Here is a 22,680-nt window from a genome sequence, read left to right as displayed (position 1 = left end):
GAGGGGGAACCATGGAACAGCAGGTGGTGCTGGTCACCGGGGCCAGCAGCGGCATCGGCCGGGAAACCGCCATCCTTATGGCCCGGACCGGCCATGTGGTGTACGGGGCAGCCCGGCGCCTGGACAAACTCCAGGAACTGTCCAAATACGGGGTCATCCCCCTGGTGCTGGACGTGACCAAAGACTATTCCTGCCAGAACGCCCTCCAACAGATCCTGAACCAGCACGGGACCCTGGACATCCTGATCAACAATGCCGGCTACGGATCCTATGGAGCGGTGGAGGACGTGCCCCTGGCGGAGGCCCGACATCAGATGGAAGTGAACGTGTTCGGGGCCATCCGGCTCACCCGGATGGTGCTGCCGCTTTTCCGCCGGCAGCACCAGGGACGGGTGATCATGGTTTCGTCCATTGCCGGACGGGTCACAGGTCCTTTCGGGGGCTGGTATCATGCCAGCAAATATGCCCTGGAAGCCCTCAGTGACGCCCTGCGGATGGAAACCGCCGGCCAGGGAATCCAGGTGAGCATTGTGGAACCGGGGCTGGTGCGGACGGCCTGGGGCCACATTGCCGCTGACCATCTGGCAGAAGTGTCCCGGCAGGGAGCCTGCAGGGCCTGGGGAGAGAAAATGGCCCGGGGGCTCCATCGGCTCTACGACCAAAAGTGGCTGAACACCCCCCAGGATGTGGCCAAAACCATTTTCCTGGCGGCCAACGCCTCCCAGCCCCAGGCTCGGTATCTGTGCGGCAAGGACGCCTGGCTGCTGCTTTTGGCCCATACCCTGCTGCCTACCGGACTGTATGATATGGCGGCCCGGTGGGTCATGAAAAAACTGTCCTAGGGAGGCGGTGCCATGGATATCTATCGACTGGGGAATCTCCAGCTGTCTCTCTTCCTGCTGATTCTCATTGGTCTGTACCTGCGGAAAAAGAATATTGTGGATGAACCGGGGAAACGGTGTCTCACCGATGTGTGCGTCTATGTGATCATTCCCTGCAACATCATCAAATCCTGTCTCATGCCCTTTGAAGGAAATATCTTCCTGACCTGCGGCCGGATCCTGGGGGCAGGGGCTGTGCTCCAGGTGCTCTTCATGATCCTGAACCATTTCCTGTTCAACCGGTATCCGGATACCCGGAAAAAGGTGCTCCAGTACGGCACCCTGGTGTCCAACAGCGGCTTTCTGGGCTATCCGGTGGCGGAAGGGGTCTATGGGGACCTGGGGCTGTTCTATGCCTCTGTGTTCCTGATTCCCCTGCGGCTGGTCATGTGGTCCGTGGGCACCGGATATTTCATGGCCCGGCAGGAAAGCCGGAAAGAAGTGCTGAAAAAGGTCCTGACCCATCCCTGTCTGATCGCTGTGTACATCGGGATCGTATTGATCCTGACCCAGTGGCGGCCTCCGGCTTTTCTGGACATGACCATCCGGTACATCGGGGGGTGCAATGCGGCCATTACCATGTTCATCGTGGGGACCATCCTGGCGGATGTGCCGCTTTTGACCATCTTCAACCGGGACAGCATCCTCTACAGCATCCTGCGGCTGATCCTGCTGCCCGGGCTAGCCTGGGGGGTCAGTGCCGCACTGGGGCTGGATCCGGTGGCCACCGGGATCGCGGTGCTCATGACCGGCATGCCTGCCGGAGCCACTACCGCCATTTTCGCCGCCCGGTACGGCAGCGACGCTCCCTTTGCCACCAAGCTGACGGTACTGTCCACCCTGCTCAGCATGTTCACCATCCTGTTCTGGTGCATGGTGCTGCCGGAGCCGTGAGACAAGGGGCTGTTGCATGCGCAACAGCCCCTTTGTTCATCCTTTTGCCTCTTTTCTGCCTTATTTATTCTGCATCTTGGGATTATGATGTATAGTCAGTATTCTATGCATCACAGAAAGGCGAAGAAGGTATGCGTTTCCTTTGGAATTTCATCAAATATCTGGTGTTCCTGACCCTGCTGCTCCTGCTGGGAGCCGGATTCTATGCCGGGAATGCCGCGTACACCCAGCTGTTCACCCAGCCCTGGGACAAACTGCTGGCCATCGAGAACCATCGGAATGACCTGGACATGATCCATGGGCTGGAACGGAAATACGGCTGGGAACGGGTGGCCGTCACCTCCAAGGACGGTACCCGGCTCCAGGGCACCTACATTGAAAGCCCTACAGGAGGCCATAAAACCGTTATCCTGCTCCACGGCCTGTACCAGAACCGGACCATGTGCGTTCCCTATGCCCGGATTTACCTGGCCCGGGGATACAATGTGCTGATGCCGGACATCCGGGGCCATGGGGAAAGCGGCGGCAATACCAATGACTGGGGAATCCACGATCCGGAAGACATGGACAGCTGGGTGGCTCTGCTCCGGCAGCAGGATCCTCAGGTATCCATCGGGTTCCACGGCATTTCCCTGGGGGCCGCCATGAGCCTGATCTATGCCGGCACCCCTCAGGGCCGGGACATGGCTTTCTACGTGGCAGACAGTTCCTATGGCAATGTACTGGAACTGGGCCGGGAAAAGCTCATGAACTATACAGAGGACCAGCGGATCCTTACCGGCATGGAAGTACTGGATCCCTTTTTCCAGGCTTCCATGTACTACCATACCCGGAAGACCCTCCGGGATGTGGACCCGGCTTCCTGCGTCCAGAGGATGACCACTCCGGTACTGTTCCTCCACGGAGATGTGGACCGGCTGATTCCCCCTCACATTGCGGAAGAACTGATGGACCGGTGCACCAGTCCCCATAAAAAGCTGGTCTATTTCGAAGGATCCGGCCACGCCAATGAAATAGTAGACAATCCGGAAGGATATGCCCAGGCAGTGGGAAGCTTTTTGGAGAGCTTGTAAAAGGAGCTGTGAAAAAATGATTCTTCATTTTTTCACAGCCCCTTTTTTACGCGTATTTCTTCAACAGTTCCAGGAACGCCTCTTCATGGTCCGGATACCACTGGGTAAAGGGCTGGCCGGCTTCCAGGAGGATCTGGTTCAGGTCCAGGAAGAACTGGGGCAGCCGGGCGGTGGCAATCAGGCCCAGAGGCTCGCTGATCTTTTCCTTTCCGTAGGCGTAGCTGCCTCCCGCGTACACCTGGAAGGCACTGGCCCGTTCCCCGTTCACCAGGGTGAAGGCCCCACGGAAGCCCAGCGCCGCCAGGGATTGGACAGTGCAGGTGGAAGGGCAGCCGGAGAAGTGGCATTTGGGCAGATACCGGGTATCCACGCCCTTTTCCTTCAGGAAGGAGGCAATCCGGGCCAGGGTCCCATGGGAATCACACAGGCCCTGCTGGCATACAGCTGCGCCGATGCAGCTGACGGAATGTTCAAAGAGGGTGTGGGCGGTGTCCTTTTCTGTCAGGGCGGCCACCTGCCGGGCTTCTTCCGCCGTCAGGTTGATGATGTAGCAGGTTTCGTCTGCGTTGAGCCGCAGCTGGGCGCCTTCCATCTGAGAAGCTTCTCCCAGCAGCTGCCGGAACACCTGGATATCCGGCACCCCGCCCAGGGGCTTGTATTCCACATAGTACAGCCCTTCCTGTTTCTGGCTGTGGATCCGGGGATCGGCCAGGACGGAATCATCTTTTCCGGATTTGGTCAGGGGAGGGATGGGTTCCAGTTCCAGACGGGGGATCCCTTCTTCCCGGCACCGGGCCACGGCATCCCGGACCGCTTTCCGGAAGGGTTCTTCTCCCATTTTGGTCAGGATGAACCGGGAACGGGCGGTCCCCCGGTGTTCATAGTCCCCGTATTTCATGTACACGTCCCGGGCATAGCCCAGGATATACCAGGACAGGTCATGGGGATCCACCTGGGTGTCAATGAGCACCCCGAACCGGCTGCCGTTGACCCCGAAGCCCCCGCCGGCGTAGGCATCGAAGGTGCCGTCAGGACGGGCTACAAAGCCCAGGTCCTTGAAAGTGGCATGGCCTTCATTGTCGATGCCGTTGGAAAAGCTGATCTTGTATTTCCGGGGCAGTTTCAGTTCCGGAATCAGGCTGATGACGAAATTGGCGGCTGCCCGGATGGCCGGGGTCATGTCAAAGGGTTCTCCCTTTTCCACCCCGTGGAGAGGGCTGGCCGTGATGTTCCGGGGATTGTCTCCGCCGGCGCCTGCGCAGTAGATTCCATGGTCGAAGCAGTCCTGGTACAGCCCCAGTACTTCCTGTTCCTGGAGATGGTGGAGCTGGAGGGCTTCCCCGGTGGTGAAATGGGCCAGGGTCACATGGTATTTGTCGATGGCCTGGGCCAGGAAGGCCATATGGGCCTGATCGATGGCCCCGCCGGAGAAGCGCAGCCGGAGCATGCTGCTGTTCGCGCCCCGTTCTCCATAGGAACCGAATTTGCCGGAAGTCCCTTTATATTTTCCGGGAGCCAGCTCTTTGGCATAGAAAGCCCGTGCGGCTTCCTGGAAGACCGGGAACTGGCTTCGGATCTTCTCTTTGGCAGTTTCAGAAATCTGAGTCATGGACGGATTCCTCCTTTGTGTGCTTGTAAATCCGGATGGATGGAATAGAAAAAGAATAACACATCCTAATTCATAGTGCAATAGTGTGATATAAGCAGCAGCCCCTCCTACCGCAGGGTCAGCAGACACACGGTCTCCACATGGCTGGTATGGGGGAACATGTCCACGGGCTGGACTTTCCGGACCACGAAGCCTTTGTCCCGCAAAATGGCCGCATCCCGGGCCAGGGAGGCCGGGTTGCAGGAAACATACACCACCCGCTGGGGACGGACTTTGGCAATGGCGTCCAGCACCCGTTGTTCACAGCCGGCCCGGGGAGGATCCAGCACCACCACATCGGGGCGGCTGCCCTGGCGGACCAGTTCGGGCATTTCTTTGGCCGCATCTCCGCACAGGAACTCTGCATTAGTCACCTGGTTGTCCCGGGCATTCTGCCTGGCATCCCGGATGGCCGGAGCCACGATTTCGATTCCCAGGGCCCGCTGAGCTTTCTGGGCCAGGAACAAGGTAATGGTGCCGGTGCCGCAGTAGGCGTCGATGACCTTCTCCTTTCCTGTAAGGGACGCGTACTGGAGGGCTGTTTCATAGAGCTTTTCCGCCTGGAGGGTGTTCACCTGGAAGAAGGAATGGGGAGAAATGGCAAAGGTGAATTTTCCCAGCCGGTCATGGATTACGCCCGGCCCCCAGATCACTTTGTTTTTGGGGCCCATGATCACATTGGTATGACGGGTGTTCAGGTTCTGGACCAGAGTGGTGAAGCCGGGGATTTCCTGCCGGAGCATGGCCGTCAGATCCTTCAGATGGGGGACCTGAGGTTCGTTGGTCACCAGCACGGCCATTACTTCCCCGGTACGGACTCCCACCCGGCCCATAATGTGCCGGACAATGCCCCGCCGGGCATCTTCTTCCAGAGCCGGGATCCGGAATTTTTCCATCCAGGCCCGGACCACCTGGACGATTTTGTTGTTGGTCTGCTGCTGGATCAGACAGTCTTTCACATCAATGACCCGGTGGGTGCCCTGGGCGTAGCAGCCAATGGCCAGGGTGTGGTTCCGTCCCTGGGCAGCCGGTACCTGCATTTTATTCCGGTAATGCCAGGGGTCCTCCGCTCCCAGGGTTTCCTGGACGCAGAGTTTGGAAAAATGGCCGATCCGTTCCATGGCGTCCACCACCGTCTGGCGTTTCAGGGCCAGCTGGGCCGGATAGGACAGGTGCTGGAGCTGGCAGCCGCCGCACTGGGCATACACCGGGCAGGGTGGGGTCACCCGGTCTGGAGAAGGCACCAGCAGTTTCAGCAGCCGGGCCTGGCCGTAGCTTTTCTTCAGCAGGGTCACCTGGGCCTGGATCCGCTCTCCCGGCAGGGCTCCAGGGACGAAGAAGGTAAAGCCGCTGACTTTGCCCACCCCTTCTCCGGAGCTGCCCAGACCGGTGATGGTCAGTTCGATGTTCTCTTTGATTTTGAAGGGTAATTTGTTTTCTTTCATAATACTGTCATTATACCGTTGTCCCCGTTCCGGTGCAATGTTTCCGGCTGAAAAGTCGGGAAAGAGAAGGAAAGGATGGATAAAGAAAGAGAAAGAATCTTTTTGAACAATTTTCAAATGAATTGACAAAATAAACGGTTTTTACTATCATATTATTATGGAAGGACGCTGGTAGTGGATTCAGCGCCCGTTTTTTCAAATGGGGAAAAAGAGTCCAGCAGGGAGGCGTGATTTTACTGTTATTTCTATTGAGGGGGAGAAGTTTATGATGTGGAAAGAAGATGCATTGCTGCTTGTCTATGTGGCTTTGGGCGGCGCCCTGGGATCGGTGGCCAGATACCTGGTGGCTGGGGCCCTGAAGGGAGTTTGGAGCAATCATTTTCCTTGGGAAATGGTCTTTGTGAATACCTTCGGATGTATCCTGGTAGGCTTTTTCGCTGCCTTCCTGTATACCAAATTCCCACACCCCAAATGGGCCATGCTGCTGTACTGGGGGTTTATCGGCGGCTTTACGGCCTTTTCTTCCTTTATTAAGGAAGGGCTCCATTTCTTTCTCCACGGGGAACATGTAACCGGGTTCCTGTATCTCCTGCTCCAGAATACCCTGGGCCTTCTGGCAGCCAGTGTGTCCTTCTGGGCGGGAAAAACGCTGTTGTAAAGGGATGATGTTCTCGTGAAATCCTTCTTTGTGACCCTGCTGCTGGTGGGACTGGGTGGCTCCATGGCCATCTGGGCCATGTACCGGGCGGGGCTCTCTTTTTTGCGGTCCTGGTGGACTCTGGTGCCTTTTTGGGTACTGCCTTTGTGTTTTGTGTTCAGCAATGTGTATCTGAATGCGGTGCCCCGGCCTCTTTTGCGGTTCCTGGCCTGGGCAGGGGGCCTGTGGATGGGCTTCCTGTACTATTCCGTGCTGGGGATGGTTCTGTTCCTGGTGGCTTTTCTTGTAGGGAAACTGGGGCACTGGCCGTTTCTGGCGCCCCGGGCAGCCCAGGTGCTTTTTGCGGGGACGGTGCTCCTGGTGGCTGTGGGCTGCTGGCAGGCCCTCCACCCGGTGGTCCGGAAGCTGGAATATGCCACGGATAAAAACATCCCTGGCCCCTATCGGATCGTGTTTGTGTCCGACCTTCATTTTGGCGGTCTTTTCGGCACCTCCTATGGGGAAACTCTGGTCCGGAGGATCAATGAGCAAAAGCCGGATCTGGTCCTTCTGGGGGGCGATATGGTGGACGGGGACCTGCCCTTTGTGCTCCAGGAAGGGAGCCTGGGCACGTTCCGGAAGCTGCGGAGTACCGACGGGGTCTATGCGGTGTTTGGCAACCATGACAAACGGCTGGGTTCCGGAGCTGTGGAACGGGAATTCCTGGAAGAGGAAGGCGTCCGGTTTGCCGTGGATGAAAACCGGATGGTGAATCCCTGGCTGAACCTGACGGGGATGGACGATTACCTGTTTGGAAACCGGCGGGCGGACTATCATCCGGAACCCGGGAAGTTCAACGTGTTCATGGAACATGAACCCCGAAGGATCCCGGAAGCGGCGGGTAAAGGATACGATCTGTATTTTGCCGGCCATACCCATGCAGGCCAGATGGCTCCCAACCGGCTGATCACCCGAAAAATGTACTTCCTGGATTACGGATCAGAAATGGTGGAGGGGATGCTGGCCACAGTCTCCAGTGGCTACGGCCTCTGGGGCGTCCCGGTGCGGACGGGCCCAAAACCGGAAATCGTCGTTGTTGACATCAAAAAAGCAGATTGAGCGGCAGGCTCAATCTGCTTTTTTCCTTTGGCCGCTGACCGTTGAACGTTGACAGCTGACGGGCGGTGCTGCTTCAAGCAGCACCGCCCCATACATCTCCGCTTTCTTTTCCAGCTTCATGGGATAGGCCCGGGAAGTGGAGGGGAGCCGGGAAAGAAGCAGTTCCCGTCCGTCCAGGGTAATGGGCAGGGTGGTGCCGGTCCGGGGCAGTTTGGGAGGATTTGTGCACTGGCCAAGGAGGATTTCCGTAGCCTTTTCTCCGGTGGTGATCAGATGGCGGCAGTTCGGGATCTGCCGGACCATGGCGGCCAGGGAGGCTTCTTCCACCACATGGAGGAGTTTGTCCGAGGCATTGCCTTTCTGCCGCTGGGCCCGGAGCACCGTGGGCCCCAGGGCGATGCCCGTCCGGGTCAGGAAGGCCTTGATGGCTTTCGGGTCAAAGGCTTTTTCCGTCCCTTTCCGGAAATGGTCCGGGTCTTTGAAATATATCATTCCCATGATCCGCCAGATGTCGTTCTGGAAATTGGGATAGTAGAAATCCATGGCCCGCTTTTCCGCTGCCGGGGGAAATGTCCCCAGGATCAGCACTTTGGCTCCCTCCGGCAGGAAAGGTGGAAAAGGATGCTCCTCCACCGGGATCCCCGGCAGGATCTTTCCTGTAAGTTCCATTTGCTCCATAGCAACCTTACTCCTTTATATCATTCAGAACCGGCTGAAAGCCGGCTTCCAACGGCCATTGACAATTGACCATTGACTATTGACAGTCCTCATTCTTCTTTCAGCAGCTTGAAGCTTTCCTTGTGGTATTCCAGGAGGCCTTCCTTCTGCATCTTGCTCAGTTCGTTGCTGAGGGCACTCCGGTCCACACTCAGATAATCCGCCATCTGCTGCCGGTTGAAGGGGACGGTGATGATCTTCCGCTTCTGCTGGGCTGCCAAAAAGGACAGGTAGGACAGCACTCTCCCCCGGATGGATTTGGAGGAGGTGTGGAGAATCCGCCGGGCCAGGGACAGGTTCTTCCGGGCCAGGATGTGGAGCAGGTTGTCGCTGATCTGCTGGTGCTGGGGACAGCTCCGAGAACAGGTGTGGAACACCTTGGACAGGTCCATCATCAGCACGGTGGTGGGCTCCACCGCCAGCACATTGATCAGCAGGGGTTCGTTTTCCGCACAGGCATAGGCTTCTGCAAACAGCTCCCCGGGGCCCATCTGCCCCAGCAGGTTCCGGTTGCCCCACAGGTCGTCGTTTTCGATGATGACCCTTCCTTTCAGTACCATGCTTACCGTGTGGACCACATCCCCGGCGTAATGGATGTAGGTTCCCTTGTCGTAGGAGCGGACTACACCTCCCAGACAGTGTATCCGGACCTGGATCTCTTCCGGGGGAACATTTTTGAACAAAGCCGTTTTGGCCAGAAATTCCGTATCCATAGTTTTCCTCCGTTGTTTTAACAACATCAAATCTGCATCCAGTATACGGCCAAAAGGAGAAGATTGCAAGGGGGAAACCTCTTGACGAACCGGGTTTTCTGTGCTAAATTGAAAGCAATTTGATAGACAAACCTGCAATGAAAAGAAGAGTACCCTTTGCAGGCCGGCACAGAGAGCTTCCATTTGGGTGAAAGGAAGAGCGGCGGAGAAGGGGAACATGGCCTTGGAGCAGATGATTGAACGGCAGTAGGTCATCCGGGGGTGCCCGTTACAGCACTGGAGCATCCGCCTTGCGTGTGCTCGAGAGGCCTGGGCAACCAGGCGAAGCCGGGTGGTACCACGATGCTTTCGTCCCTGCAGGGGCGGAAGCTTTTTTTATTCATGAAGAAGGAGTGATTTCCATGCCAATCAAAATCGACAGCCATCTTTCCGCCAAGGAAAAGCTGCGTGAAGAAAATATCATCACCATCGACAATGACCGGGCCCTGACCCAGGACATCCGTCCTCTGAAGATCCTGATCCTGAACCTGATGCCTTTGAAGAAGCCTACGGAAGTGCAGCTGCTCCGGCTTTTGGGGAATTCTCCCCTCCAGCTGGAAATCGATTTCTGCCGGCCGGTGAGCCGGGTGGGGACCCATACGGACAATTCCTACCTGGAATCCGCCTACCTGGAATTCAGCGATGTCCAGGACCGGTATTACGATGGGCTCATCGTCACCGGGGCTCCTGTGGAAAAACTGGAATTCGAGGATGTGGAATACTGGGGAGAAATCGAGGAATACCTGGAATGGGCCCGGACCCATGTGTATTCCGTGCTCCATTACTGTTGGGGCGCCCAGGCCGGCCTGTACTATTATTATGATGTGCCGAAGATCATGTTCCCCCAGAAGCTCTGCGGCATCTATCCCTATGGGCTCACGGTCCGGAACCATCCGCTGCTCCGGGGCTTTGACGACCGGTATTTCATTCCCCAGTCCCGGTACACCACCGTGGATGACGCCAAGGTGTACAGCAATCCGGATCTCCAGGTGCTCAGCCGCAGCGTGGAAAACGGTATCAACATCTGTGCCACGGAAGACATGCGCCGGATCTTCGTCATGGGCCATTTTGAATATGACCGGATGACCCTCCGGGATGAATACGTCCGGGACCGGGAAAAGGGCCTGAACCCTTCCCTGCCCAAACACTACTATCCCACGGACGACACCACCCAGGAACCGCTGTTCAAATGGTGCAGCTATGCCCATCTGTTCTACCTGAACTGGCTGAACGTGGTGTACCAGGATACTCCTTACGATCTGCACAAGCTGACCAAGAGGGAGTAGGAGGGTTTGCTGCACGGTCCGCCTGCCGCCCCAGTGGATCTTTGGAAAAGGAGAAAAAACAAGATGGCGCAGATTACCAAGAACTCGCTTGCCGGACAGACCGATGTTCATTTCATGGAAATGGCCCTGGAGGAAGCCCGGCAGGCAGCCCGGGAGGGGGAAATCCCCGTGGGGGCTGTGCTGGTCCGGGAGGGCCAGGTGCTGGCCCGGAACCACAACCGCCGGGAGCAGGACCGGGACGCCACGGCCCATGCGGAAGTGCTGGTGCTCCGGGAAGCCTGCCGGCAGCTGGGCCGCTGGCGGCTCAGCGACACCGCCCTCTATGTGACTCTGGAACCCTGCCCCATGTGCGCCGGAGCCATCTGGAATGCCCGGGTGGGCCGGCTGGTGTACGGGGCCTGGGACAGTGCCGCCGGGGCCTGCGGATCCCAGTTCAACCTGCCTGCCCATCCTTCTCTGAACTTCCGGACCCAGGTAACGGCCGGAGTAATGGAGGAGGAGTGCCGGAAAATTTTGCAGGATTTTTTGAAAGCACGGCGGTAAGTATGGTATAATAAAACTCTCATGGATGGGTGTCCGAGTGGTCGAAGGTGCTTGACTCGAAATCAAGTGTACCGCAAGGTACCGAGGGTTCGAATCCCTCTCCATCCGCCATTCCTTACTAGGACAACGGTAAACAGTTTATTGGTGTTCAACTCTTGAAAACATTCGGTTTTATGGGGGCTGGAACCAATATGGACTGTTTCCCGTTGTTCTTTTTTTATTGCCTTTTTTGCGCATTTTTGCGCATTTCCCGGGTGCGCATTTTATCCCTGCGCATTTTTTTACACGGTCAGTTTTTCCAGGCTGTCCTGTAACTGTTTTTCCATGGATTCGGTCACATGGGTATATACGGCAAGTGTCGTATTCGGGTCATTGTGGCCGACACGTTTCATTATGGCTTTCAGCGGTACACCCATAGACGCAAGCATACTTATATGGGTATGGCGGAAAATATGGGTGGTAATATGCTTCCCTGGAATATCAATTTGCCGCAACAGCTTATTAATATATTGCATGTTGTAGGGCATACCCGTATTTGTGGTGAATATATAGCCCCTGTCCTTGTAATTGCTACAAAGGCTATTGCCCCGGCGGCCCCAATGTTCCTGTCTCTTATTGTCCGTAATGAACCATTCCAGAATCTGAACGGCCCTTTTGTTTAGGTCAATTGTCCGGTAGGAATAAATGTTTTTGGGTGTTCCCCGTTGCAATTCATCCCCATTTTTCCGGGTATTGACCAAAGTACCCGTTACGCTGATCTGTTTCTTGTCCAGGTCAATATCTTGTTGCCGCAAGGCCAGTAATTCCCCGATTCGTAGCCCTGTCAGTGAAACAAATTCCATGGCCAGGGATACCCGGTAATTGATCCTGGATAATTGGGACAGACATTCTTTCAGTTCGTCATGATCCAGAAATTTGTTTGTCCGTTTGGCTAGTTCTTCCGGGGTTGCCGGGCGGCGTTTCAATCGAATACTTTCAAAGTCGGATATATCACCAATATACCCGGCTTTTTTTGCAAAGCGCATAACCGCTTTCAGAGTTACCAGGGTGGACTGGACATAATAATACGAAAACTTGTCCAGGTAGTACATAGTGAAAATAATCTTTTCCGCTATAGTTGGGGTAAAATCACGCAATAGCAAGCCGGGGGCCGTACTAATGAGAATCCGTCGTATATAGGTCAAGTGGTTGCGGCGGGTAATTTCCTTTACCGTCAAGTCACTGACTTCTTGCCATTCTCTGCAAACTGTTTCCAGGGTCAAGGATTCAAGCAGGGCCGCCTTTTCTTCCCTGGATCCGTTTACCTTTTTCTGGAACTTGTTCCAAAGCATTTCACGGGCCATTTTTTGAGCATGGCGACTGTTGCTGTTCAAAGTGACGGACACGGCAATATTCTTCCCTGTCTGTTCGTCCTGGAAGCGTTCCCGATACATGTACCGGGTTCCCTTGCCATTCTGTTTTTCAGTGATCCACATTGTGCAATTCCTTCTTTCCCGTTACTCATTGCACCCCTGCAAGGACTCATAGAGTTGGGAGAAAAGGAAAATGGCTACTTGTCGGGCTTCCCCTGGAAGGCGGGGCCAATTGGTATGGAGCCGTTTTTTAGGGCTTCCCCTAGAAAATCCTCTACAAAAACATCAGTAATAACTTTCTCTGTAATTTTGGGCAATTCGTTTGTTTCCAGGCGTTGCATTTCTTCTTTTACCCTATGGGCAATTTCTATTACTTTCTCATATCTGTATGGGATAGGCGAACTGGCCATAGCCTTTTTGGTGTTTGGAAAGGTATCCAGATAGGGGACATGGACATATAGGGAAATGCAACCGGCGGGGGAATTGTCGGCAATCCTTATTCCGCCTTCTTTTAGTAACTGAATGGCCTTTTCTAGTTCGTCTGGATGATCTGGATCAAAATCCAATAGTTCGTTGGGGGACGTTTTGAGAATCCGGGCAATTTTGCATAAGGTTTTATAACGGGGTTCTCTGTCCTTGTTCTCATAGGCAACATAGGTTGTATAACCCATACCCAACTTTTCCGCAAATTCTTTTGCAGACTTGTAACCGGCTTTTTCTCTGTAATATTTCAATCGTTCTTGAAAAGTCATAGTCACCACCCTTTCAAAGTCATTATAGACGAAAAGTAAACACAAGTAAACAAGAAACACAAATAAGCCATTGACAATAATTCACATAAAAGCTAATATAAAATAAACTAGACTAAAAGTATATAAGGTGGTGGAACTATGAGAACCGGAATTTTCCCCAATATGGGAGAAGTAAAGCGACTGACCTATAAAAAGGGATGGTCATTAGCTGACCTAGCAAGGCAAGCGAATTTGTCTTTGAATACCATTTTTGCCCTGCAAGCCAAAAGACGGCGGGCCAGTGAAAGAACAGTGTACAAGCTAGCCAATGCCCTGGACGTATCCCCGGCCGATATCATCGAAAAATAAACTCTATAAAACCCCTGCAAGGACTCATAGAGTTAGGAGAGAGGAAGGAACAGGCATGGAAGCAAGCTGTTATGCACCTAACAGCCGTTACGATCCAGAAGGCGGATCATCTGGAAATCTGGAAGGCGTGCGACACGGTTCGAGAATTGGAAAATGACCTTTTCCCAGGTATGAATAATCTGTTGTACCAGGATGAAAAGGCCAGCCTGGACAAACTGAAAGAAAGGATGGATGAAGGCAATGAAAAATAAGCGTTTTGGCGTGATCCTGGAAGGCCCGGACGGAACGTATTATAAACGGCTTATCCTTGCTACAGATACCTTGCAAAGGGCTAGAGAATTAACAGGGGAAGTTGTGGGCATGGGCGTAAATGTTGCGATTGTGGAAATAATCCCCGGCGTGGCCATTGGTTGCGGGAAAAGTTGGGGCATGGAAAGAACAGACGAAATAGGCGGCGGGGTGAAAATCCTGGAAGAAAGAAAGGCGGCGATGGTATGACAGTATTACGAATGGAAACGGTACGGGTTGACGATTGCGGGGGCCGTTGGTTGCGGCCGAAACAGCTTCAAGCGAAATTTTCCATTACCCGGACAACGGTTTGGAAGCTGTTAAGCGAAATGAGAACTATTCCCAAATACAAGGGGGATTTCATCGATTTAAGCAAGACATTACGCCTTGTACGGGAACGGGCTTTTCTGGAATTTCTCAAAAGCCAGGACAAAGCCTATTTGAAGGCGTGAGAACGCTTCTCAATGCGTTCAGAGAAAATAAAAATAGGCCCCTATACATTCCCATAGGCCAGGGGACTTATACCCCAAAAATAGGGGTTAAACCCATAGCAGAGAAGCACAGAGGGCAAATATAAGGCGGTGAAACATAGCAAAATTACAAAGAGTAGTTATAAAGGACGTAAAAGCCCCTTCCATGGCCAGGGCAATCAAAGAAAAATGCCTGGATTGTTGCGGCGGCGTTCGGGTGGAAGTTCGGGACTGTACAATGGTAAATTGTCCCCTCTTTCCCTACAGGTTTGGGAAGAATCCAAAAGCGGCCATAAACAGCCTGGAAAAGTATTACACCGTGGAAATCAAATAAAAATAGCCGTCATGAATGAGTATCCATTCACAACGGCAAAGGGCAAAATTCCGGCCAGGGGTTTTGTCCTTGTTCTTTATTTGGAACTGTAAACAGTATGAAACAAGAATAAACAATGGACTTATAAAAGGCATATGTGTAAAATTTCACCCAATACCATTTTACCAGAAATGGCCAGGGGGTGCACGAATAGAAACAAGAGGTGGAAAATGGCTACTAGGGGATTAGAACTTTTTGACAGTTGCTATTATGATTCTTTTGAAGAACTGGACAAAAAACAGGAACCACTAATTAACGGACTAATTCGGGACGTAGGGCAAACGATTCTTATTACAGGCCCTAGCAAGGCGGGCAAAAGTTTTCTGGCTATCCAATTAGCTCTAGCCCTTGCCAATGGAGATAATTGGTTAGGCTTTAAGGTAAAAAGCCCAATTAAAAAAATAGGAAGAAAGCCCTATGTTTTCCGTGACGTAGTTTTATATGTTGACCTAGAATTATTGGGAAGTGATTTTGGATACAGGCTAAAGGCCATTGGCCGGGCCATTTATCACATTGATTTATCCAGTGAAAGTGGGGAACAGTATGTAGAAAATTTCGCAAGAAGCAAGATTGATTGTGAAACGTTCGGGGACGAACAAAAAGCCTATAAAGACAATATACCACACCCCATGGCCCAAACGGTCATAGACTGTATAAAAGAGGACATAGAAGAAATACATAGCCATTCATCTTCTGATTCTTCTAGTTCTATAGAACGGGAGGTAAAAACAGTAATTATTGATCCTGTGTATAAGGCTTTTGCAGGGGACGAAAACAGCGTGAAAGAAGTTACCCAATTTCTGACTAAATTACATGAATTGGGTGTAACCACCATTCTTGTACACCACCATAGCAAGGGAAGCCAGGCGGGGAAAGCGTCCATGGACAGGGGGAGCGGTTCCGGGGCTTTTGCCAGGGACGCAAATACCATTATTGACATGATAGAACTACAGCCCAAAACGCCACCAGAGGACGGGGCCAGGGCATTCAAACTAGAATTTACCACACGGAACTACAAAACGCCGCCGCCTAAATTCGTATGGTTCCGGTATCCGATCTTTGAAGAAGCGGCCCCCGGTGAATTGGAAAATGCCAGGACAACACAACTTTCAAACCATGAGAAAGGGGCCGTTGCTATGGAACAGAAAAAGGCGGCCAGAGTAAACGAGTTTGAAAGCCTTTTTGCGGAACTGGATACTGGGGAAGGGGTTCAAGTTTCTACCATTGCCGAAAAACTGAAGCTGACAGAAAGAACCGTTTCCCGGTATGTATCCACGATCAACAAGGAACGGGGCAAAAAGGTGTATAGAACTAGAAAAGGGGCCATTGTGAAAGAGTAAAAGGGAAAGAAAAACGTAATTCTAGCCTTGTCATTATGTACAAAAAGACAGAACTAGAATTACGCAAAAAATCAATGACAAAATGACAAAGCTCTTATATATAGCTATGTCATTGTCATTGGCATGAAAAAAATGTGTCTATTACAGATAACAATAACCATGTGAGGGGGAATTTAAAAATCCCCCTTACACACACAGTTATTGTAATTCTGTACATAGACTTTAGCTTCATGCCAAAAAGGGGAAAGACCGAAAAACGGAAAAATCTCTGAAAATTCCATGCGGAACGGCCAGGGAAAAAGGGTGGTGGATACATGGACAGTAAAGAGACAAAAGTAAAAGCATGGTTGAAGAATTATCGAACCTGGAAAGCATTTACCATGAACGCCAATAAAAGGATAGAAGGAATTTTACAGGAATTGCGATTATCACCGGCCCCGGCGGCCGTCCGTTATGGCGGCGTGCCAGGGGGCGGAAAATCTGGCCAGGGGGGCAGCATGGAAGAACGCTACATGGAACGGCAACAGGAATTGAAAGACCTTATAACCGACTTGAAGGAGCGTAGCCGCACGGCCAGGGAAAACACCATGCTAATTGACCTGGCTATTTCTTCTTTGTGTCCTACTGATCAAGCAATAGTGCGGTATAGGGTAGAAGAAGGGTTAACATGGGATTCAATCGGCGTTCATTGTGGGTATGATCCTAGTTGGTGTCGGCGGCGTTGGGAAAAGGCTATACAGGAAATAGCCCTTATTCTGTTTCCCGATTGCCTGGAACAATAGACGAACAAAAGAAAACCGGCCTTCTAATTGGCGTTTTGAGCGGCGAAAAATCCGGGGGGTATATAACTATATGGGCGGTTGTAGTTATTTTCCAGGAACGCACAGGGAAGCCCGCTACAGAAGATAGGACGCATTTTGAACAGGGCCGGCCCTATCGAAAATTGGTTGAACTTCGATTGAACTTCGGATGAAGTTAGGAAAATGCCACCTATACCCGGAATCATCCAGGCTATTTCCCTCTACCTGGAAGCCGTGGCCACCAGGGCCAGGGCAAAAATAAAAAGCCCCGCACCACAAGGGCAACAAGGCCAGGAACCCAGGAAAACCTAGGTTACAACCTTACAAAACCTGCCATCAATTTGACCTAGTAAAACCTAGTCATGGAACGGCGCATTATGGGCCAGAAGCCCCGGGCGGCGGCCCTTATATGCGAACTCATGGAAATGTATATAGCCAAAAGCAAGGACATGTTGCAGGAACAGCAGGAACTTGCAAAGAAACTAAAAGGGATCTAACTGTCCAGGGGCCGCAATGGATACCAGGAAGGGCAAACAGCCCCCGGCCTATGGAATGGCCCCGGATACAGGGCTAGGCGGCCACAACGGACACCAGGGAAAGCCCTGAAAGCGGCCACAGCCGGCCAGGAAATGACGCCTATACACGGAACGCCTTCTCCGTTCCCTGGATGATCTGACAGGAGCGGCGGGGGCCTGGAAGGAACCGGCGGCCAGGAAGCCAGGGAACCGCCCCGGACAAATCACCAGGGAGAAGGCAACAGCCGCATGGATCCCCCGGCCTGGGACATGAAAAAGACATTGCCCAATCAGATAAAAGAAAAGCCCCTGGAAGAAATCCAGGAGCCTTGTTATAATACAGGGGTGCAACAGAAATTTGTATGGTGCGCATTTTTTGCGCATTTATTCAAATTGGGTATTTGACATGGCGGCTGTACAGGCTTTTCCCGCCTTATCCGCCAGCCATGGGGCTGCTGCTCGTGCAGCAGCCCTTTTTTACTGTATAAAAACTGCAGAGGCCGCGAAAGAAGGAAGGAAGCATGAAAATCTATCAACCCATGACCGGGAAAGTCCTGGACGCACTGCGCAGCATTGTAGGAGAGAAGTATGTCTGGACGGATCCGGATCACCTGGAACAGTACAAGACCGATGAGGAAACCGACCCCCGGAAGTTCCATCTGCCGGAGGCAGTGGCTGCTCCCGGCTCTACGGAAGAGGTTTCCGCCATCCTGAAACTGGCCAACCGGGAACAGTTCCCGGTGACGCCACGGAGCGGGGGCACCAGCGTATCGGACGGGGCCATTCCCGTGTGCGGCGGCCTGGTGCTTTTAATGGAACGGATGGACAGGATCCTGAAAGTGGATCCGGAAGGCATGTATCTTGTGGCCCAGGCCGGGGCCCGTACCGCAGCCGTCCAGCAGGCCGCCAGGGAAAAGGGCCTGTTCTATGCCGGGGATCCCTGCAGCGCCGACAGCTGCCTGATCGGCGGGAACCTGGCCACCAATGCCGGGGGAGACAAGGCCGTCCGGTACGGCACCACCCGGAACCAGGTCCATGCCATCGAAGTGGTGCTGCCCAACGGGCAGATCGCCCGTCTGGGCACCCGGAGCAAGAAGAACACCACCGGCTACTGCCTGGATCAGCTGGTAATCGGCAGCGAAGGTACCCTGGGCATCATTACGGAAGTGACCCTGAAGCTGCTGCCCCAGGCTCCCTATAAAGCCGATGTGCTGGCCATTTTCACCGACCAGGCCAAGGCTACAGGCATTGTGCCCGTACTGCTCCGGGAAGGGCTGAATCCCACCAGTGTGGAATTCATGGACAATGCCTTCGTCCGGTCCGCCAGCGACTATTCCCAACTGGACCTGGGCCATTATGAGGATGGGTCCTATGTGATCCTGACTCTGGAAAGTTTCGACGAGGACGAACTGGATAAAAAACTGCTGAAACTGGACGAATTGTGCCGGAGCCACGGAGCGGCCGATGTGTCCATGGCCGATGAACGGGTGTGGACCCTCCGGAAGAACTGTCTGGAATCCGCCCGGGTGCTGAGCAAGGTCATGACCAGTGACGACTTTGTGGTGCCCCTGGACAAAATCGCCCAGGCCCTGGACGAACTGTCCGCGGAAGCCAAAAAATATCCCTTCCGGGTGTTCACCTTGGCCCATGCCGGGGACGGGAACCTTCATTTCGCCATGCTGAAGGGAGATCTGTCCGACCGGGAATGGGAAGAGGCCCTGGATGCCTTCCACGAAAAGGCCTATCAGTACATCTATGCCCTGGGCGGCAAGCTCAGCGGGGAACACGGCATCGGGGCCAAAAAGGTGAAGCAGCTGGCCCAACTGGCGGACCCGGGAGAACTTTATATGATGGAAACCATCAAGCGGGCCCTGGATCCGTTGGATATTTTGAATCCGGGGAAGGTACTGGAGGTGTTTTAAGGGCCTTCTTGTGTGCAGGGAAGCAATCGTTGACCGATGACAAAAAAAGAGCCGCCGCCCCAAGGGGCGGCAGCTCTTTTTTCTTTATTTTCCCGGCGGGCTGCAGGGGCAGGCACCCCTGCGGCACATGGGGGTATCCGCTTATTGCTGCTTCCTTCCGGACCTGACAAGGTTCACAGGCCTCCATTGCGCAGGACCCACTCCTGCAGTCCGCCGGAAAAATAAAAGCCGCTGGACGCGGCTGATTGGATAAAAAATGGCGGAGAGTGAGGGATTCGAACCCTCGATACGGTTATCCCGTATACACGCTTTCCAGGCGTGCTCCTTCAACCACTCGGACAACTCTCCAGGTTGAATTGCTGACAGACAGCTATTCAGTTTTCAGCTGCCTGAACGACAACTGCGAGATTTAGTATAACGAATTTTACATTCTTTGTCAAGGGATTTTTGAAAAAAGAAAAGAATCCTGTTGAAAGCGTCCATGGAAAAAAGGTATAATAGCAAAGAAGCACTGCAGAAAGGATGGGAAAGATGGCATACGTAGCATTGTACCGGACCTGGCGTCCCCAGGATTTTGACGATCTGGTGGGCCAGGGTCCCATCAAGAAGGCTCTCACCAACGCCCTGGAAACCGGGCGGATTTCCCATGCCTATCTGTTTGCCGGTCCCCGGGGTACCGGGAAGACCAGTACCGCCCGGATCCTGGCCAAGGCACTGAACTGCAGGGAAGGCCCCACAGCCCATCCCTGCAACGACTGTGAAAGCTGCCGGGAAATCACCGAAGGCACCTGCCCGGATGTGGTGGAAATCGACGCGGCTTCCAACCGGGGCATCGACGAAATCCGGAAACTCCGGGAGCAGGTGTATTTTGCGCCCTCTTCCTGCCGGTACAAGGTGTACATCATCGACGAAGTCCACATGATCACCACCGATGCCTTCAATGCCCTGCTGAAAACCCTGGAGGAACCGCCGGAGCATGTGGTGTTCATACTGGCCACCACCGAGCCCCAGAAGATCCTCAATACCATCCTGTCCCGATGCCAGCGGTTCGACTTCCGCCGGGCCACTGTGGACGAGATTGCAGCCCATCTGGCCAAAGTGGCCAACGGCAGCAAAATCCAGGCGGAACCGGAAGCCCTGCGGCTCATGGCCATCCAGGCGGACGGGGGACTTCGGGATGCCCTGAGTCTCCTGGACCAGTGCAGTGTCATGGCCAGTCCTGTTACGGCGGAAACGGTCCGGCAGGTGCTGGGCCTGGTGGGCCGGGAAAAACTCCGGGAACTGGTGACCCGGATCGGCCAGAAGGATCTGTCCGGGGCCCTGGATGCCCTGGGCCAGCTGTTGGAACAGGGCAAGGAAATGGAGCAGATCCTGGCGGAACTGATGGAATATTTCCGGGCCCTGCTGCTGTACCAGGCAGACCGGGAGTATCAGGAAATTTACCTGACGGATACCCCGGAAGCCCTGGGGGAGACGGCGGCCCTTTTTACTTCCAGCCAGATTGTGGCCAGTGTGGAGCGGATCCACGAGGCCATCCGGGAAAGCAAATTCTCCCTGCGGAAAAAGATCGTAGGGGAACTGTGCCTCTTTGACCTGTGTGAAACCCGGGGCCATACGGAGGCGGCTCTCCTGGCCCGGATCGACAGTCTGGAACAGCAGGTGGCCGCCCTCCGGCAGGGAGGCATCACGGCGGCACCGACTGCAGCCCCGGTAATCCGGCCGGCAGCCGTACAGGCCTCCGTATCCCGGCCGGCATCTCCTGGCCCCACGGCTGTCAGGCCGAATTCCGGGGTGAAGGATGCCTTTGCCCGGATGGCGGCAGCCGCCCGGCAGGAAGAAGCCCGGCGGCCCCAGGAGACAGTTCCCGCTGCTCCCGCGGCGGAACCGGCTGCGCCCCCGGCACCACCGGCCCCGGCTGTACAGCCGGCCCGGCCGGAACCTGCTGCCGGGGAAGTGCAGTTTGACGGCAGCGGACGGGCCAAGGCCCAGCAGCTGTGGCAGCTGGTGCTCCAGGGTCTGAAACGGCGCCGGAAGCGGACGTTCCTGGTCTATGCGGAAATGGCCCAGGCAGCGGATTACCAGGACCAGGAACTGCTCCTGGCCGTCAGCTCCGCCTATGGAAAGGAAAAAATGGAAGAACCTTCCTTCCGGAATCTGATCCAGGATATCTTGAAGGAAGCGGTGGGGCAGCCTATCGGGCTCCAGGTGGTCCAGCAGGAAGGAGAGATTTCCCTCCACCGGCCCCAGGAGAAACCGGCGGCTGCACCGGCACCGGTCCAGGCGGCACCGCCGCCTCCTCCCGTGCCGGATCCCATGCCGGAACCTCCGGCGCCTCCGGAGGAGGAAATCCCGCTGCCCCCTGAACCGCCGGAGGAAGAGGAAATACCGGAACCTGTTCCGGCCCCTTCCCCGGCCAGCCAATCAGCAAGTCCCGCCCCTCACCCGGTCAAACCAGGGGAACTCCCTGAGGGTGTGAAGAAAGCCATGCAGGTTTTCGGCGGAGAAGTCTATAAAGAATAAAACAAGGTCCCTGTTGGGACATAAGGAGGAAACCAAATGTTCAAAGGTGGAATGGCAATGAACGGCATGCAGGGCATGCTGAAGAAAGTACAGAAGATGCAGAGCGAAATGACCAAGCTCCAGGAAGAACTGAAGGAACGGGAAGTGGAAGGCACCGCCGGCGGCGAAGCCGTCAAAGCTGTGGTCAACGGGAACAAGAACCTGGTGAGCCTGACCCTGTCCCCGGATGCAGTGGATCCGGAGGATGTGGAAATGCTCCAGGACCTGATCGTCACCGCTGTCAATGATGCCATGAAGAAAGTGGACGAAATGACGGAAAAGGAACTGGGCAAAGTGACTGGCGGACTGAAGCTGCCGGGGATGTTTTAAGGAACGGTCTCAGGCATGCGGATGGTAAAACCCCTGGCACGGCTCCACGAACAGCTGCGGCGCCTGCCGGGAATCGGCTCCAAATCGGCCCTGCGTCTGGCCTACCATGTGCTGGACATGAAGCGGGAAGATGTGGAGGAACTGGCCCGGGCTCTCCTGGACGTAAAGGACAATGTCCATCTCTGCCGTCAGTGCTTTGACCTGTGCGAAGGGGATCTGTGTGAAATCTGTCAGGATGAAAAACGGGACCGGAGCCTGGTGTGCGTGGTGGAACAGCCCCAGGATGTGGCGGCCATGGAAAGGACCCGGGGCTACCAGGGCCTGTACCATGTGCTCCACGGGGTCCTGTCTCCTCTGGACGGGGTGGGCCCGGATCAGCTGAAGATTCGGGAACTGCTGCTCCGGCTCCAGAAGGGGACGGTGAAGGAAGTAATCATTGCCACCAATTCCGATGTGGAAGGGGAAGCCACAGCCAACTATCTGGCCGGGCTGATCCGCCCCACCGGGGTGAAGGTGAGCCGGATCGCCCATGGGCTTCCGGTGGGCGGGGATCTGGAATATGCCGATGAACTGACTTTGTACAAAGCTCTGGAAAACCGGCGGGAAATCTGATCCTTTCCGGCAGGCAGAAGACTG

Annotated in this window: 22 protein-coding genes, 2 tRNA genes, 1 other RNA gene and 1 other annotated feature; of the genes, 17 read left to right on the top strand and 8 right to left on the bottom strand. The window is 54.5% G+C overall.

What is annotated here, in order from left to right; translation table 11 throughout:
• The first annotated feature begins 11 nt into the window (after nt 1-11).
• From ACTQY5_RS05090 to ACTQY5_RS05080, 3 genes are all read left to right on the top strand, one after another.
• Nucleotides 12-842 carry an oxidoreductase gene (locus ACTQY5_RS05090; protein ID WP_329778163.1) on the top strand — a complete coding sequence of 277 codons (831 nt, stop codon included), beginning with the start codon at nt 12-14 and terminating at the stop codon, nt 840-842.
• A gap of 12 nt (nt 843-854) precedes the next feature.
• Nucleotides 855-1,775 (top strand): AEC family transporter, encoded by a 921-nt coding sequence (locus ACTQY5_RS05085; RefSeq protein WP_308664254.1) that lies wholly within the window; start codon nt 855-857, stop codon nt 1,773-1,775.
• Between the two features lie 131 nt (nt 1,776-1,906).
• Complete coding sequence (locus ACTQY5_RS05080) at nt 1,907-2,848, top strand: alpha/beta hydrolase (RefSeq protein ID WP_288310414.1); 942 nt, start codon at nt 1,907-1,909, stop codon at nt 2,846-2,848.
• A gap of 46 nt (nt 2,849-2,894) precedes the next feature.
• Here the strand turns inward: ACTQY5_RS05080 and ACTQY5_RS05075 are convergent, their stop codons facing one another.
• Nucleotides 2,895-4,457, bottom strand: coding sequence for a nitrite/sulfite reductase (locus tag ACTQY5_RS05075; RefSeq protein ID WP_288310415.1), 1,563 nt, complete (start codon nt 4,455-4,457; stop codon nt 2,895-2,897).
• A 107-nt stretch (nt 4,458-4,564) separates the two neighbouring features.
• A complete protein-coding gene (gene rlmD, locus ACTQY5_RS05070; RefSeq protein WP_022487453.1) occupies nt 4,565-5,941 on the bottom strand; it encodes a 23S rRNA (uracil(1939)-C(5))-methyltransferase RlmD in 1,377 nt (458 codons plus the stop codon).
• 265 nt (nt 5,942-6,206) lie between these two features.
• On the opposite strand from rlmD, the gene ACTQY5_RS05065 reads away from it, so the two are divergent.
• Both ACTQY5_RS05065 and ACTQY5_RS05060 read left to right on the top strand, forming a co-directional pair.
• Entirely contained in the window at nt 6,207-6,599 is a 393-nt protein-coding gene (locus ACTQY5_RS05065) for a fluoride efflux transporter FluC (protein ID WP_022487452.1), read from the top strand.
• Between the two features lie 15 nt (nt 6,600-6,614).
• Nucleotides 6,615-7,697, top strand: coding sequence for a metallophosphoesterase (locus tag ACTQY5_RS05060; RefSeq protein ID WP_302157147.1), 1,083 nt, complete (start codon nt 6,615-6,617; stop codon nt 7,695-7,697).
• 9 nt (nt 7,698-7,706) lie between these two features.
• On the opposite strand, the gene ACTQY5_RS05055 is transcribed toward ACTQY5_RS05060, so the two are convergent.
• On the bottom strand, nt 7,707-8,375 hold the full coding sequence (locus ACTQY5_RS05055; protein ID WP_308664253.1) for a uracil-DNA glycosylase family protein: 669 nt from the start codon (nt 8,373-8,375) through the stop codon (nt 7,707-7,709).
• Nucleotides 8,376-8,464: 89 nt separating this feature from the next.
• On the bottom strand, nt 8,465-9,127 hold the full coding sequence (locus ACTQY5_RS05050; RefSeq protein ID WP_022487449.1) for a Crp/Fnr family transcriptional regulator: 663 nt from the start codon (nt 9,125-9,127) through the stop codon (nt 8,465-8,467).
• Between the two features lie 128 nt (nt 9,128-9,255).
• Nucleotides 9,256-9,486 (top strand) — a binding site (T-box leader).
• 42 nt (nt 9,487-9,528) lie between these two features.
• On the opposite strand from ACTQY5_RS05050, the gene ACTQY5_RS05045 reads away from it, so the two are divergent.
• The 3 genes from ACTQY5_RS05045 to ACTQY5_RS05035 all read left to right on the top strand — a co-directional run bounded on the left by ACTQY5_RS05045 (nt 9,529) and on the right by ACTQY5_RS05035 (nt 11,106).
• On the top strand, nt 9,529-10,452 hold the full coding sequence (locus ACTQY5_RS05045; protein WP_022487410.1) for a homoserine O-succinyltransferase: 924 nt from the start codon (nt 9,529-9,531) through the stop codon (nt 10,450-10,452).
• A gap of 63 nt (nt 10,453-10,515) precedes the next feature.
• A complete protein-coding gene (tadA, locus tag ACTQY5_RS05040; protein ID WP_302574013.1) occupies nt 10,516-10,995 on the top strand; it encodes a tRNA adenosine(34) deaminase TadA in 480 nt (159 codons plus the stop codon).
• A 23-nt stretch (nt 10,996-11,018) separates the two neighbouring features.
• Nucleotides 11,019-11,106: transfer RNA gene (locus ACTQY5_RS05035), tRNA-Ser, on the top strand.
• Nucleotides 11,107-11,276: 170 nt separating this feature from the next.
• Here the strand turns inward: ACTQY5_RS05035 and ACTQY5_RS05030 are convergent.
• Together ACTQY5_RS05030 and ACTQY5_RS05025 are read right to left on the bottom strand one after the other, a co-directional pair.
• Entirely contained in the window at nt 11,277-12,470 is a 1,194-nt protein-coding gene (locus tag ACTQY5_RS05030) for a tyrosine-type recombinase/integrase (RefSeq protein WP_441074010.1), read from the bottom strand.
• A 74-nt stretch (nt 12,471-12,544) separates the two neighbouring features.
• Nucleotides 12,545-13,099, bottom strand: a complete 555-nt coding sequence (locus ACTQY5_RS05025; RefSeq protein WP_441074012.1) for a helix-turn-helix domain-containing protein — start codon at nt 13,097-13,099, stop codon at nt 12,545-12,547.
• A gap of 138 nt (nt 13,100-13,237) precedes the next feature.
• On the opposite strand from ACTQY5_RS05025, the gene ACTQY5_RS05020 reads away from it, so the two are divergent.
• The 6 genes from ACTQY5_RS05020 (at nt 13,238) to ACTQY5_RS04995 (ending at nt 19,155) form a co-directional block, all read left to right on the top strand.
• Nucleotides 13,238-13,447 (top strand): helix-turn-helix domain-containing protein, encoded by a 210-nt coding sequence (locus tag ACTQY5_RS05020; protein WP_441074014.1) that lies wholly within the window; start codon nt 13,238-13,240, stop codon nt 13,445-13,447.
• A gap of 240 nt (nt 13,448-13,687) precedes the next feature.
• Nucleotides 13,688-13,945, top strand: coding sequence for a hypothetical protein (locus ACTQY5_RS05015; RefSeq protein ID WP_441074016.1), 258 nt, complete (start codon nt 13,688-13,690; stop codon nt 13,943-13,945).
• The gene (locus ACTQY5_RS05010; protein ID WP_441074018.1) at nt 13,942-14,187 is read left to right on the top strand and encodes a hypothetical protein; all 246 of its coding nucleotides are present in this window, start codon (nt 13,942-13,944) and stop codon (nt 14,185-14,187) included. Before ACTQY5_RS05015 ends, ACTQY5_RS05010 begins: the two co-directional genes overlap by 4 nt.
• Nucleotides 14,188-14,748: 561 nt before the next feature.
• Nucleotides 14,749-15,918, top strand: a complete 1,170-nt coding sequence (locus ACTQY5_RS05005) for an AAA family ATPase (RefSeq protein ID WP_441074022.1) — start codon at nt 14,749-14,751, stop codon at nt 15,916-15,918.
• Between the two features lie 314 nt (nt 15,919-16,232).
• Nucleotides 16,233-16,700 (top strand): hypothetical protein, encoded by a 468-nt coding sequence (locus ACTQY5_RS05000; protein ID WP_441368893.1) that lies wholly within the window; start codon nt 16,233-16,235, stop codon nt 16,698-16,700.
• Between the two features lie 1,054 nt (nt 16,701-17,754).
• Complete coding sequence (locus tag ACTQY5_RS04995; protein ID WP_302157154.1) at nt 17,755-19,155, top strand: FAD-binding oxidoreductase; 1,401 nt, start codon at nt 17,755-17,757, stop codon at nt 19,153-19,155.
• Between the two features lie 103 nt (nt 19,156-19,258).
• On the opposite strand, the gene ffs is transcribed toward ACTQY5_RS04995, so the two are convergent.
• Together ffs and ACTQY5_RS04985 are read right to left on the bottom strand one after the other, a co-directional pair.
• Nucleotides 19,259-19,358: signal recognition particle sRNA small type (gene ffs / locus ACTQY5_RS04990), an RNA gene on the bottom strand.
• A gap of 54 nt (nt 19,359-19,412) precedes the next feature.
• Nucleotides 19,413-19,503: transfer RNA gene (locus ACTQY5_RS04985), tRNA-Ser, on the bottom strand.
• Nucleotides 19,504-19,686: 183 nt separating this feature from the next.
• Here ACTQY5_RS04985 and dnaX point away from each other — a divergent pair.
• Genes dnaX through recR form a run of 3 tightly spaced genes read left to right on the top strand, consistent with a single transcriptional unit; the run spans nt 19,687 to nt 22,656 of the window.
• Nucleotides 19,687-21,675 carry a DNA polymerase III subunit gamma/tau gene (gene dnaX, locus ACTQY5_RS04980; protein WP_441368892.1) on the top strand — a complete coding sequence of 663 codons (1,989 nt, stop codon included), beginning with the start codon at nt 19,687-19,689 and terminating at the stop codon, nt 21,673-21,675.
• A gap of 36 nt (nt 21,676-21,711) precedes the next feature.
• Nucleotides 21,712-22,044, top strand: a complete 333-nt coding sequence (locus tag ACTQY5_RS04975; protein WP_022487406.1) for a YbaB/EbfC family nucleoid-associated protein — start codon at nt 21,712-21,714, stop codon at nt 22,042-22,044.
• A 15-nt stretch (nt 22,045-22,059) separates the two neighbouring features.
• Nucleotides 22,060-22,656, top strand: coding sequence for a recombination mediator RecR (gene recR, locus ACTQY5_RS04970; RefSeq protein WP_022487405.1), 597 nt, complete (start codon nt 22,060-22,062; stop codon nt 22,654-22,656).
• Nucleotides 22,657-22,680 lie beyond the last annotated feature (24 nt).

This window comes from Acidaminococcus sp. HCP3S3_H5, from assembly GCF_052122235.1.
Lineage (GTDB): Bacteria > Bacillota > Negativicutes > Acidaminococcales > Acidaminococcaceae > Acidaminococcus.
Note: the sequence above shows the minus strand (reverse complement) of the source record. Positions and strands in the feature narration are given on the sequence as shown.